The 12,224-nt window shown below is 64.3% G+C and carries 11 protein-coding genes; 3 read left to right on the forward strand and 8 right to left on the reverse strand.

Going from position 1 to position 12,224, the window contains the following annotated elements:
- Position 1: 1 nt before the first annotated feature.
- Complete coding sequence (locus tag ACQVLG_RS15805; protein WP_474290081.1) at positions 2 to 3,061, forward strand: efflux RND transporter permease subunit; 3,060 nt, start codon at positions 2 to 4, stop codon at positions 3,059 to 3,061.
- A 130-nt stretch (positions 3,062 to 3,191) separates the two neighbouring features.
- Here ACQVLG_RS15805 and ACQVLG_RS15810 read toward each other — a convergent pair whose 3' ends face one another.
- From ACQVLG_RS15810 to ACQVLG_RS15840, 7 genes are all read right to left on the reverse strand, one after another.
- Positions 3,192 to 3,530 carry a hypothetical protein gene (locus ACQVLG_RS15810; protein ID WP_474290082.1) on the reverse strand — a complete coding sequence of 113 codons (339 nt, stop codon included), beginning with the start codon at positions 3,528 to 3,530 and terminating at the stop codon, positions 3,192 to 3,194.
- A 260-nt stretch (positions 3,531 to 3,790) separates the two neighbouring features.
- On the reverse strand, positions 3,791 to 4,714 hold the full coding sequence (locus ACQVLG_RS15815) for an SAM hydrolase/SAM-dependent halogenase family protein (RefSeq protein WP_474290083.1): 924 nt from the start codon (positions 4,712 to 4,714) through the stop codon (positions 3,791 to 3,793).
- Positions 4,715 to 4,732: 18 nt separating this feature from the next.
- Entirely contained in the window at positions 4,733 to 7,255 is a 2,523-nt protein-coding gene (locus tag ACQVLG_RS15820; RefSeq protein WP_474290084.1) for a TonB-dependent receptor plug domain-containing protein, read from the reverse strand.
- Between the two features lie 132 nt (positions 7,256 to 7,387).
- Positions 7,388 to 8,266 carry an NAD(P)H-hydrate dehydratase gene (locus ACQVLG_RS15825; RefSeq protein ID WP_474290085.1) on the reverse strand — a complete coding sequence of 293 codons (879 nt, stop codon included), beginning with the start codon at positions 8,264 to 8,266 and terminating at the stop codon, positions 7,388 to 7,390.
- A 17-nt stretch (positions 8,267 to 8,283) separates the two neighbouring features.
- Positions 8,284 to 9,048 (reverse strand): histidine phosphatase family protein, encoded by a 765-nt coding sequence (locus tag ACQVLG_RS15830; protein WP_474290086.1) that lies wholly within the window; start codon positions 9,046 to 9,048, stop codon positions 8,284 to 8,286.
- An 88-nt stretch (positions 9,049 to 9,136) separates the two neighbouring features.
- Positions 9,137 to 9,472 carry a cation:dicarboxylate symporter family transporter gene (locus tag ACQVLG_RS15835; protein WP_474290087.1) on the reverse strand — a complete coding sequence of 112 codons (336 nt, stop codon included), beginning with the start codon at positions 9,470 to 9,472 and terminating at the stop codon, positions 9,137 to 9,139.
- Complete coding sequence (locus tag ACQVLG_RS15840; RefSeq protein ID WP_474290088.1) at positions 9,469 to 10,542, reverse strand: cation:dicarboxylate symporter family transporter; 1,074 nt, start codon at positions 10,540 to 10,542, stop codon at positions 9,469 to 9,471. The genes ACQVLG_RS15835 and ACQVLG_RS15840 overlap by 4 nt, the downstream gene beginning before the upstream one ends.
- A gap of 262 nt (positions 10,543 to 10,804) precedes the next feature.
- Here ACQVLG_RS15840 and ACQVLG_RS15845 point away from each other — a divergent pair, with 262 nt between their 5' ends.
- On the forward strand, positions 10,805 to 11,182 hold the full coding sequence (locus ACQVLG_RS15845; RefSeq protein WP_474290089.1) for a nuclear transport factor 2 family protein: 378 nt from the start codon (positions 10,805 to 10,807) through the stop codon (positions 11,180 to 11,182).
- 10 nt (positions 11,183 to 11,192) lie between these two features.
- Positions 11,193 to 11,582 carry a hypothetical protein gene (locus tag ACQVLG_RS15850; protein WP_474290090.1) on the forward strand — a complete coding sequence of 130 codons (390 nt, stop codon included), beginning with the start codon at positions 11,193 to 11,195 and terminating at the stop codon, positions 11,580 to 11,582.
- 3 nt (positions 11,583 to 11,585) lie between these two features.
- Here the strand turns inward: ACQVLG_RS15850 and ACQVLG_RS15855 are convergent, their stop codons facing one another.
- Positions 11,586 to 12,191, reverse strand: coding sequence for an IMPACT family protein (locus ACQVLG_RS15855; RefSeq protein WP_474290091.1), 606 nt, complete (start codon positions 12,189 to 12,191; stop codon positions 11,586 to 11,588).
- Positions 12,192 to 12,224: the final 33 nt, after the last annotated feature.

Raw genomic sequence — 12,224 nt, forward strand, 5'->3', positions numbered from 1 at the left:
CATGAACTTCACCGATCTCTTTATCCGCCGGCCCGTGCTGGCCATGGTGGTGAGCCTGCTGCTGGTGGTGCTGGGCTTGCGCTCGCTGTTCAGCCTGCCCATCAACCAGTATCCGAAGACGCAGAATGCCGTCGTGACGATCTCCACCACCTATTACGGCGCCGATGCGCAGACGGTGGCCGGTTTCATTACGCAGCCGCTGGAATCGGCCATTGCCCAGGCGCAGGGCATCGACTACCTGTCTTCGTCCAGCAGCAGCGGCGTGTCGACCATCACGGCCACCTTGCGCCTCAATTACGACGCGAACCGTGCTTTGACGCAAATCAATACCCAAGTCAGTTCCGTGAAGAACCAGTTGCCGGCCCAGGCGCAAACGCCCGTGCTGACGGTACAGATGGGGCAGACGACGGACGCCATGTACCTGGGCTTTTACAGCAAGACCTTGCCGACGAATAATGTGACGGATTACCTGAGCCGCGTCGTCAAGCCCAAGCTGGACTCCGTCACCGGCGTGCAGACGGCGGAATTGCTGGGCGCGCGCCTGTTCGCCCTGCGCGCCTGGCTCGATGCGGACAAGATGGCCGCCTTCGGCGTGACGGCGGCCGAGGTGAGTACCGCCCTGGGCAATAACAATTACCTGGCCGCGCTGGGATCGAGCAAGGGGCAGATGGTGACCGTTCCCCTGACGGCCGGCACGGATCTGCATTCGGTCGAGGAATTCAGGAAACTCGTCGTCAAGCGCAGCGGCGATTCCATCGTGCGCCTGGAAGACCTGGCCACCGTCGTGCTGGGGTCGGAAAACTATGATTTCAACGTGGCTTTCAGCGGCGTGCGCTCCGTCTTCATCGGCATCAAGGTGGCGCCGGAAGCTAATATCCTCGACGTGGCCAAGCGCGTGCGCGCCAGCTTCCCCGATATCCAGTCCCAGCTGCCGGCCGGGCTGACGGGGGAAATCGTGTACGACTCGACATTCTTCATCAATACTTCCATCAAGGAGGTCATCAAGACCCTGGTCGAGGCATTGCTGATCGTCACCATCGTCATCTATTTGTTCCTGGGCAGCCTGCGGGCCGTGATCGTGCCCGTGATCGCCATGCCGCTGTCGCTGATCGGCACGTTTACGGCCATGCTGGCGCTCGGCTATTCCATCAATCTGCTGACCTTACTGGCCATCGTGCTGGCCATCGGCCTGGTGGTTGACGACGCCATCATCGTGGTGGAAAACGTGGACCGCCACATGAAGCAGGGCCAGCCGCCGCTGGAGGCCAGCCTGCTGGCGGCGCGCGAGCTGGCCAGCCCCATCCTGGCCATGACGGTGGTACTCATTGCCGTGTACGTGCCCATCGGTTTCCAGGGCGGCCTGACGGGCGCGCTGTTTACGGAATTCGCCTTCACCCTGGCCGGCGCCGTGGCCGTGTCGGGCATCGTGGCCTTGACCCTGTCGCCCATGATGTGTTCGCGTTTTTTTCGTCCGGAACAGGACAGCGGGCGCTTCGTGCAAGCCATCGACCGCGTCTTCGGCAAGGTGCACGACACGTACCAGCGCCTGCTGCATGCGCTGCTCGACACCTGGGTGGTGCTCATCGTCATGGCGGCGCTATTGATGGTGGTGCTGGGACTGATGTTCAAGATGTCGCAGTCCGAGCTGGCGCCCGAGGAAGACCAGGGCGTCGTGCTGTCGCAGGTGGTGGGCGACCCGACGGCCACCTCGGACCAGATGCAGGTGTATGCGGAGCAAATCTACCAGGTGGCCAAGGCCATGCCCGAATACAGCCAGATGTTCCAGATCACGGGCGTGCCGACGGTCAACTCGGGTTTTGGCGGCATGCTGATGACGCCGTGGGACGAGCGCACGCGCAGCGCCCAAGAGGTGCAGCAGGACTTGCAGGCGGGCTGGAACCGGATTGCCGGCGCCCGCGTGGCCGCCTTCCAGTTTCCCGCCTTGCCCGGCTCCTCGGGCCTGCCCGTGCAATTCGTCATCGCCACCACGGAGCCGTTTGAAAACCTCGATGCCATCGCGCAGCAGGTGCTGGAGAAGGCGCGCGCGTCGGGCAAGTTCTATTTCATCGACACGGACTTGAAGATTGATAAACCGCAAGCCACCGTCGTGATCGACCGCGACAGCGTGGCCGCGCTGGGCATGACGCAGCAGGATGTGGGGCAGGCGCTGGGCGCGGCTTTGGGCGGCAACTACGTCAATTATTTTTCCATCGCCGGGCGTTCCTACAAGGTGATCCCGCAGGTGCTGCAGGTGGACCGCCTGAATCCATCGGCCGTGCTGGACTTCCATATCAAGACGCCCGACGGTGCGATGATACCGGCCAGTACCGTCGCGCATATCCGCTACGATGTCGTGCCCGAGTCGATCAACCGCTTCCAGCAACTCAATTCCGTGACGCTTTCCGGCGTGTCCGGCGCCTCGCAGGGCGAAGTGCTGGCCTTCATGCGCGAGACGCTGGCCCAGCTGGCGCCCAGCGGCTACACGGCCGATTATGCGGGCCAGTCGCGCCAGTTTGTGCAGGAGTCGGGCGGTTTTGTCGTCACCATGCTGTTTGCCGTGGTAATCGTCTTCCTGGCGCTGGCGGCGCAGTTCGAGAGTTTCCGCGACCCCGTCGTGATCCTCGTTTCCGTGCCGCTGGCCCTGTTTGGTGCCACCATGTTCATCTTCCTCGGCTTTGCTTCGATCAACATCTACACGGAGGTGGGCCTGGTGACCCTGATGGGGCTGATCAGCAAGCATGGCATCCTGATCGTGGAAGTGGCGAATCAGCTGCAAAAGACGGGCAAGAGCAAGCGCGAAGCGGTGGAAGAAGCGGCTGCCGTGCGCCTGCGCCCCATCCTGATGACGACGGCTGCCATGGTGTTTGGCGTGCTGCCCCTGGTGATCGCTTCGGGCGCTGGCGCGGCCGGGCGCCACGCGATGGGGCTGGTGATTTTCACGGGCCTGTCCATCGGCACCCTGTTTACCCTGTTCGTGGTGCCGGCCATGTATCTGTTCCTGGCCGCCGATCACCAGGCGCTGGGCGCGCGGGGCGCGTTGAAGGCGGCGCCAGCCCATTGATACGCTGTAGCGGGCGCAATTGCTGCGCTGTGCAAGACAAAGAGCCTTCGTTGGAAGGCTCTTTGTTGTTGATTCCCGTGCTCGTTGCCGGGCTGCGGGGCTAGTCGCCGCAGCGCAGCGGGTGCAGCCTTTAGCTGCTGCGTGGCGGTGGCGTGGTGGTCCCAGTCCCTGTGCCGGTTCCTGGCGTGGTGCCGGGCGGGGTGGCTGGCGGCGTCGTCGTGCCGTCGGGGTTGGTGGTGGTACCCGGCGCAACGGATGGCGTGGCGGGCGTGGTGGTGTCCGGCGTGGTGGTGCCGCTGGTGCCCGAGGTGCCGCTGCCGCCCGTGCCGGGCGTGGTGGCGGGCGCCGTGTTGGGCGTGGCCGCCGGGGCGGTGGTGGACTCATTGTGCTTGTTGCAGCCGCCCAGCAGCGCGCACACGATGGCGGTGCCGAGGACAAGCTTGCTGGTGCTAGGGAGTGGGGCCGTCATGATTGTTCCTTTCTCGTTGGAAAGCTGTCGAGGGTGATCGTACCTTGCAAGGCGGCCTGTCACGGTGCGGGCAGACCGTCGCAGCAAGGCTGGCATCGCTTGCAAAAATTAGAGTAGGCAGGCGCGCGCAGGTTCACCGGATTTACAAATCAGCGGCCATCGGCGAGAAAAGAGGCGATCCGCTTTGACATGGCGCAAGCGCGCCACGTGAACGACAAAGAAAGGGCCAGGACAGGGCGTCCCGGCCACGCATGGGGGGCTTACTTGGCGGCAGGGGCCTTGCTCACTTCCACTTCCCAATCCACGCCTGACTCAATGTGATGCTTGGCGGCAAAGTCGCCCTGGCTGATGGCCACGGCCACGTCGAGCAGGCTGTTCAGGTAGACCAGGGGCTTGCCCTTGGCGACGCCGCCAAACGTGTGCTCGAACGGCGCCGTGACCTTGGCCACTTGTTTGCCCTTGTGCAAAATGCGCACTTGCAGCGGATCGTGCAGTTTCACCTGTAATTCGTCGAGCAGGGATTTCGGGATATTCGTCCAGACATTGCCATACTTTACGTCCAGCACGGGCACGATGCCGCGGATGGTATTGCCGTGGCGCACAGGTTTTTGATACGCGATCTTGACCACGGATGCGCTGGGCAATGACGGGCCCACCTGTTCATAGCTGATGGCGCCCGACGCCAGGCGCGCACCCACGTAGGCGTACACGTCGCGGCCGTGGAAGGTGTAGGACTCCGCGGAGCCGGCCAGGCGGTTGACCTTTTCATCGATTTCGCGCAATTCCGCCACGCCATCGCGCTCGGCGATCAGGGTGAACAGGCCGTTGTCCGGCCCCACGAAATAGCGGCCCCCCTTGGTTTTCAGCACCACCGACTTGCGGTTGGTGCCCACGCCCGGATCGATGACGGAAACAAATACCGTGCCTTGCGGCCAGTAATTGGCCGTCTGGTACAGGCGGTAGGCGCCCAGCCAGATGTCGTAGTCGGGAATCTGGTGCGTCAGGTCCGAGATGGTGAGCTGGGGATCGACGCCGTAGGCGACGCCATGCATGGCGGACACGGCGCCGTCGGCCGTGCCGAAGTCCGTCATCAGCACCAGCGGTGCGGCAGCCTGGGCGGGCGACAGCAGCAGGGCGCTCAGGCAGGCGCCGGCGGCGAGGTGGGAGATTCGTTTGATGATCATGATTTATCCTTGTCCGTGTCAGAACGTGTAGCTTAATTTAGCGTAAAAGTAGGCGCCATTGACGCCGATGGGGTTGATGAAATTGTAAGGCAGGGCGCCGCCATAGGTGGCGTTATTCGTTTCGCGCACGCGCTGGGGATAGCGGTCGAGGATATTGTTGCCGCCCACGCTCAGCGTCAGTTGCTTGCTCAGTTTCAATTGGCCTTCCAGATCCAGCGACCAGACGGCGCCGAAGCGCTGCGCGGGGATGCCGTCGATCAAGGGCGCATCGCTGTCGTAGGAAAAATCTTTCAGCTCGCCAAAGCGGGTGGCGCGCGCCTGCACGCCCCAGCCGGCCGCCTGCCAGTCAGCGCCCAAGATCAATTTGCTGGTCGGTGACGCATGTTTGATACGGAACAAACTCGTTTCCGTCAGCAGGGTCAGACTTGGATCGATATTGGTTAGTGCCGCGGAACTCTGGCGCAGCTTGTCGAGGCTGGTCTTGTTCAGGTTCAGCGCCGCATTCAGGTTCAGTTTGCCTGAGGTGAACGCCAGGTCGTGGTTCAGCACCACATCCAGGCCTTTGGTTCGCGTGTCGAGCAAATTGGCCAGGTAGGCCACGGATTGAATGTCGCTGCGGCCATTCGCGGCAAGGTAGGCCGTGACGGCATCGCTTTGCAAGTCGCTCGAGCGCGTGATGCGGTCGCGGATGCGGATCACGTAGGCGTCCACCGTCACGCTGGTGGCGGCCGCCGGTTTCCAGGCCAGGCCCAGCGACAGGTTGGTCGATTTTTCCGGTTTCAGCTGTTGCGCGCCGAAGCTGCGCGCCAGCGGGTCGCTGGCCGGCAGCAGGGCTGCCGTTTGCAGGGCCGTGCCATCGGCGTTGAAGTTCAGGGTGGCGAAGCGGAAACCCGTCTGCACGAGGGCTGGCGCGCGGAAGCTGTTCGACAGCGAGCCGCGCACGAGGAAGCTGTCCGTCACCTTGTAGCGCGTGGACAGCTTGCCCGTGCTGGCGCTGCCGAAGTCGCTGTAGTCGGAATAGCGGGCGGCGGCGCCCACCAGCAGGCGCGGCGTGAGGTCGCTTTCCACGTCCGCATACACGGAGCGGATTTGCCGGCTGCCGTCGTAGGCGTCCGATGGACGCAAGCCTGGTCCCGCCTGCGCGCCCGGTGGCGCGTCGGTGAAGCTGCCGGCCGCATACGAGGCGGGGTCGCCGGCCGAGCTGGTGTACGTTTCGCGCATCCATTCGGCGCCCACGGCCACGCTCAACGGTGACGGCAGGCCGATGTCGATGGTGCGCGTGGCATCGAAGTTCAAGGCGTCCTGGCGGAAGTCGAAGCCGGCCAGGTGGAAACTGGTGGGGCTGGCCGCGCCCAGCGAAGCGTTGACGGAGTGGCTTACGCCATAGTCAAAGCGGTCGCTGCCGTGGCGCGCGCTGGCGTCCCAGTTCCACTCGCCCGCGCTGCCGCGCACGCCGGCAACGATGCTGAGGTCGCGCTTGTCGCCGTTGGTGACGGGGCGGTAGCCGTGCGGATACAGGGCCGTCACGTTCGACGGGTCGCCCGGATAGCGGAAGTAGGCGCTGCCGTCGGATGTGCGCTCGTTCAGGGTGGCAAACGAGTACAGGTCGAGGCCGTTGGCCAGCGTGAGCCGGGTGTTGTAGAACAGATAGTTGTTGCGCTGGCGCGAGTCGCCGGACTTGAACACCACCTTGCCGTCGAGCGCCTGGTCGGCCGGCGTGAAGTTGTAGGACGTCCAGCCCGCGTCGCTGGGGCCGGCCCGTTCCGTGGGCGAGCGGCGCCGCGTTTCCGCGCCGAAGCGGAAGAATCCCGCCTCGCCCAGCGGCACGCCGTAGTCGGCGTTGACGATGACGGTCTGGCCATCCGTCAGGGTTTGATCGGTGGGGGCGAAATGCGTGTGGTTGGCACCATAGCTGACGGAGGCGGCACCGCCCGTGCGGGCCTTTTTCAGCACGATGTTGATCACGCCGGCCACGGCATCGCTGCCGTACTGGGCGCCCGCGCCGTCGCGCAGGATTTCGATGTGGTCGATGGCATTCGGGGGAATGGCGTTGATGTCGACCGGCACGGTGCCGGCAAAGCTGCTTTCCGTGTCGAGCACGGCGCTCGTGTGGCGGCGCTTGCCGTTGATCAGCACCAGCACCTGGTCGGGCGCCAGGCCCCGCAACTGGATGCCGCGCACGGAGTCCGACGCGCCGCTCGACTCGATGCGGGGGAAGTTGATCGACGGCGACAGGTTTTGCAGGGCCGCGCCCACGTCGCCCGAGGCCAGCGCGTTGTCCACTTCACGGGCACCGAAGCGGTCGATGGGCACGCTGCTGTCGAACACGGTGCGGCGGTTGCGCGCGCGCGAACCGACGACGGTGACCTGGTCGATGCTGGCGCCGGCCGTTTCAGCGGCGGCGCCTGTGCCTGTGCTGGCGGTGGCTTGCGCGTCCTGTGCCCAGGCGGGCGCGGCGCCCAGCATGGCGCAGGCCAGCACGATGGCGCGCAGCGGCGTGGCGGGAAGGGAATGGGGGGCGTATGAGTGGCGCAGGTGCACGGCGGTATCCTTTAAGCTTGTTCATCTGAAAACAATTGGATGAGCTTAAGGGAGGTTGTTGCCCAGGCGAACGATTCTTTATGGATATGCTTATGGCTGTTGTTTCTACGCCGCTTCACTCAGGGCGCCAGCTCAGGGCGTCAGATTACGCAGCAGGGCGGGTATCTCGGCCGGGATTTCGCGCGCCAGGTAGCCGAGGATGCCGAAGCGCAGGGCCAGCTTTTCGCCAGCCAGCGCATGCAGGGCGATGCCCCAGGCGCATGCCTGTTCCAATGGCGCGCCGCGCGCGGCCAGGCCCGTGATGATGCCGGCCAGCGTGTCGCCGGAACCGGAGATGGCCAGGCCGATGTTGCCGCCCGCGTGCGTCCAGCTGCTGCCATCGGGCATGGCGATGACGGTCAGCGCGCCTTTCAGGGCGACGATGGCATGCCAGCGCCGCGCCGCTTCCACGGCGCAGGCGTGCGGGTCGGCCAGCACGGCGTCCTTCGACAGGCCCATCAGCTGGGCCAGCTCGCCCGCGTGCGGCGTCAGCAGCACCGGCTGCTCAAAATGGAACTGCGGCGGCTGGCGCACGACCTGCATGGCGCAGGCATCGAGGATCAGGCGGCTGCCGGCAAACAGGGGCAGCAGGTGGCGCATCAGCTCGCAGCTTGCCGCCGTGTCGCACATGCCCGGCCCGACGAGGACGGCATCGACCTTGCCCGCCAGCGGCGCCAGCTGGTGCCGCGCCTCGTGGCGGAAGCCACCCAGCGCCGTTTCGTCGAGGCCGATGACCCGCGCCTCGGGCATCGCGACGGCCACTTGCGCCGCCACCGAGGCGCCCGTCGCCAGGGTCAGCTTTCCCGCGCCCGCGCGCAGGGCTGCCGTGGCCGCCAGCACGATGGCGCCCGGCATTTCTTCGGAGCCGGCGACGATCAGCAGATGGCCGCGCACTTCCTTGTCGCCATCGGGCTGGGGCATGGGCAGGGGCCAGGAACGCAGCAGGGAAGGGGTGATGGCGGTGGCGTCCATGGATGACCTCCGAAGGATCAGGATTTCGGCGCCGCCGGCATGTCGGGCTGGGCCGTGACGGGAGTGCCGGCCGCTTCCAGCGGCGCAACAAAATTGCACAGGTCCAGCTGCAGCTTGCCGTGCCTGCCCAGGGCGGGGTTGAAGGCGTATGAGGTGATGCCGCAGTTGGGCACGTCGGCCGCCTTGTCGATGGCCAGGATGGCGTGCTCGTCGCAGCGCTCCAGCAGGTAGCGGAAGCAATTGATGATGACCTGGTGGCCGACGATCAGCACCCGTTCGCCCCGGTATTCGCGGGTGATGGTGTCGAGCACGCTGCGCAGGCGCAGGATGACGTCGCACCAGCTTTCGCCGCCCGGCGGGCGAAAATAAAACTTGCCCACGTGCTGGCGCTGTTCGTACAGCTCCGGGTATTTGCTGGCGATGCCGTGCACGGTCAGGCGGTCGAGGATGCCGAATTCCTTTTCGCGCAGGCGCTCGTCGGCCGCGACGGAGTTCAAGCTGTCCTCACCGATGCGCGCCAGCACGGCTTGCGCCGTCTGGTGGGCGCGCACATACGGCGAATACAGCACGACGGTCGGTTGTTGTTCAGGGGGAAGGGTGGCGAACCAGTCGCCGAGGGCTTGCGCCTGGCGCGCGCCAAGCTCGGAGAGGGGGACATCGACGTCGCGTTCGGCGATGGCGATCAATAACTGTTTTTCCGCTTCGGCGGCATCGCGCGCCACGTTGCCGGCACTTTGGCCGTGACGCACGATCCAGATTTGCTGCGGCCATTTCTGTTCCATCGCCTTGCGCCTTGCGCCTTCCTCCGTATTGATTGCGATTCAATATAGACGAAAGCGGCAAGGCGCGGCGCGCCGCTCGATAGCTTCCTTAGGCCGCGTGTTCCGCCTCGTCCAGGTCCGGCGCGTCGTCGCTGTTGTAGACGGCCAGGTCGGTTTGTCCCATGACCCGGCTGGTGACGGTGCCGGCCGTGATCGAGCCGCTCACGTTCAGGGCCGTGCGGCCCATGTCGATCAGCGGTTCGACGGAGATCAGCAAGCCGGCCAGTGCGACGGGCAAGTCCATCGCCGACAGCACGATCAGCGCGGCAAACGTGGCGCCGCCGCCCACGCCGGCCACGCCGACGGAACCGATGGTGATGATGGCCAGCAAGGGCAGCAGGAAGCTGACGGTGAACGGGTCGACGCCGACGGTAGGGGCGATCATGATGACGCCAGCATGGCCGGATAGATGCCGGCGCAGCCATTCTGGCCGATGGTCGAGCCGAACGAGGCGGCGAAATTGGCGATGCCTTCCGGCGTGCCCAGGCGCTGGGTTTGCGTCTGCACGCTCATCGGGATCGAGCCGGCGCTGGTGCGCGACGTGAACGCGAAAGCCAGCACGGGGAAGACTTTCTTGACGAAGCGCAAGGGGTTCAGGCCCACGCCCGCGATGATGGCCAGGTGCACGAGGAACATCAATATCAGCGCGCTGTACGAGGCGACGACGAAGTTGATCAGCTTTAAAATGTCCGTGTAGCTCGACGAGGCCACCACTGCAAACATCAGCGCGAACACGCCGTACGGCGTCAGGCGCAGCACCAGGGTGACCATGCGCATGACGATGGCGTGCGCCACTTTCATGAAGCTTTCGAAGGAGGCGAAGATTTCCGGCTTCTTGGCGGCGATGCCCGTGGCCGAGATGCCGATGAAGATCGAGAACACGACGACGGCGATGGTCGTCGACGTCTTGCGCGCGCCCGTCATGTCGAGGAAGGGATTGGTCGGCACGAAGCTGACCAGCAGTTTCGGCAAGGACAGGGCTTTCGCCGTTTCCAGCGACCCTTGCAGCTGCACGCCGCGCGCCACTTCGGCCGCGCTCGACGTCAGGCCGACGGCCGTCAGGCCGAACAGCTTGGCCATCAAAATGCCCAGCGCGGCGGCGACCGTGGTGGTGATGAGCAGGGTGCCGATGGTCAGCGCGCTGATCTTGCCCAGGGAACTCGCATCCTTGAGCTTTAAAATGGCGGAAATGATGGACACCATGATCAGCGGCATGATGATCATCTGCAACAGTTTGACGTAGCCGCTGCCGACGATGTCGATGTATTCATTGGTGCCGGCGATGATGGGCGAGCCAGCGCCGTACAGCCACTGCACGGCCGCACCGAGCAGCACGCCCAGGCCCAGGCCCGTGAAGACGCGCACGGTAAACGTCGCGTGTTTGCGTTGCTGATGGAACATGAAAGCGAAGACGAGCAACGCAACGAGCAGATTCAGGATGATATTAATTGCCATGAAGGGGCCTTATCTTGGTTTTATTCGAGACTGCACGGAGCACATAAAACAGTACTACAACTGACAGCTGCCCCAGCCCGGGGCGGAAGGGCAAGCACTGTACAGTACTATGGTGGCGTTTTGCGCAATACCGCTGCGAATATTACGCTATATAAATATGCTCCACAGGCATAAGTCTTCCGGCGGATTGTGAAAAACCCGATTTCATGCCAGCATGTTTTGCCTATTTATTAATGTCGTGCCAATTATTTCAAGGAAAAAGATGAATGTTTTAACGGAAGTACAGGTACTCGATGCGGAAGAACGCTTGCGCCTGGCCATGATGGCCTCCGACGTGGCTGTACTGAGTCAGTTGCTGGCCGATGACTTATTGTTTACCAATCACCTGGGCCACTTGCTGAGCAAGCATGCGGATCTGGCCGCGCACGAGCAGCGACTGCTGACTATTACCGATCTGCGCGCGTCCGAGCGCCATGTGCGCATCAATGGCCCCGTGGCCGTGGTCTCCGTGCGCATGCAGTTGACGGGCAGTTATCACGACGTGGAAACGCATGGCGACTTCCGTTTTACGCGCGTCTGGGCGCAGGATGCGGCCGGCGCGCTGCAAGTGATCGCCGCCCATTCGGGCGTCGTGGCATAGGGGTAATTGAGTGGATCATCGTTCCAAAGGGCAGCTGTTTGAAGCTGTCATCGCCGCCGGCCCGGCCACCCTGGCCGTCACGGCCGGCTATCCCGTGCTGCTGTACAACCTGGTGCGCACCTGGTCCGACGCTCCCGGCGCCAATGCCCTGGCCGCGCTGCTGCTGACGGGCGGCCTGTGGGCCTTGCTGGAATTCTGGCGCATCGCCCTGGCCACGGTGGCGCGCAAGGCGTATGCCTTCAACTGGCGTTTCTGGCTGGCCATCGCCAGCTTTCTTGCCTGCTTCGTGCGTTTCGTGCCGGACATGCCGGCCGGACTGATGTTGTTGCTGATGGTGCTGCCGGCGCTGGCGTGGACGCATTTCATCTTGTTGCAGATCAAGCGTCCAGCCAACTTGTAAGTTTTAATCTTCCTCTTCGGTCTCTACTTTCAGCCAGGCTATCCGCCCATTGCCCGCCTCATGCAGATGGGCCAGCAGGGCGGTGGCCGCCGTTTCGGGCAGGCTGAAGTCGAACAGCACGGCGTCGCCGTGTTCCACGTTCAGCAGGGTGGCGCCGGCGCCGTCGAGTTCGCGGCGCAGCATGCCCTCCATCGCATACGGCACCGTGCAGCGCAGGCTGCGCTGGCGCACGATGGCCGTCTTTTCCGCCTGCAATAACGCTTGCGCCACGCTGTCCGTGTAGGCGCGCACGAGGCCGCCCGCACCGAGCTTGATGCCGCCAAAATAGCGCACCACGGTGGCCAGCACGCCTTCCAGGTCCTGGTGGCGCAGCACGTCGAGCATGGGCCGCCCGGCCGTGCCGCTCGGTTCGCCATCGTCGACGGCCGCCGACTGCCCGCCCGCCAGCAGCGCCCAGCACACATGGCAGGCGCCCGGATGCTGGGCCTTCAAGTCATTGACCACCTGCTGCGCGCTGGCGCGGTCCGTCATCGGCTGCACGCAACCGATGAAACGGCTTTTCTTGATGATCAGTTCGCTGTGGACGGGGGCGGCAATGGTAAACGGCATGGCGGGTGCGAAGGCGGGCAAAGCAGCATGATA

The sequence above is a fragment of the Janthinobacterium sp. TPC_1 genome (genome assembly GCF_056037845.1).

What these genes read in the sequence shown, in the direction of transcription:
- ACQVLG_RS15805 (WP_474290081.1), top strand. Translation starts at nt 2, where the DNA reads ATGAACTTCACCGATCTCTTTATCCGCCGGCCCGTGCTGGCCATGGTG.
- ACQVLG_RS15845 (WP_474290089.1), top strand. Translation starts at nt 10,805, where the DNA reads ATGAATGTTTTAACGGAAGTACAGGTACTCGATGCGGAAGAACGCTTG.
- ACQVLG_RS15810 (WP_474290082.1), bottom strand. Translation starts at nt 3,530, where the DNA reads ATGACGGCCCCACTCCCTAGCACCAGCAAGCTTGTCCTCGGCACCGCC.
- ACQVLG_RS15830 (WP_474290086.1), bottom strand. Translation starts at nt 9,048, where the DNA reads ATGGAACAGAAATGGCCGCAGCAAATCTGGATCGTGCGTCACGGCCAA.
- ACQVLG_RS15835 (WP_474290087.1), bottom strand. Translation starts at nt 9,472, where the DNA reads ATGATCGCCCCTACCGTCGGCGTCGACCCGTTCACCGTCAGCTTCCTG.
- ACQVLG_RS15855 (WP_474290091.1), bottom strand. Translation starts at nt 12,191, where the DNA reads ATGCCGTTTACCATTGCCGCCCCCGTCCACAGCGAACTGATCATCAAG.
- ACQVLG_RS15840 (WP_474290088.1), bottom strand. Translation starts at nt 10,542, where the DNA reads ATGGCAATTAATATCATCCTGAATCTGCTCGTTGCGTTGCTCGTCTTC.
- ACQVLG_RS15825 (WP_474290085.1), bottom strand. Translation starts at nt 8,266, where the DNA reads ATGGACGCCACCGCCATCACCCCTTCCCTGCTGCGTTCCTGGCCCCTG.
- ACQVLG_RS15815 (WP_474290083.1), bottom strand. Translation starts at nt 4,714, where the DNA reads ATGATCATCAAACGAATCTCCCACCTCGCCGCCGGCGCCTGCCTGAGC.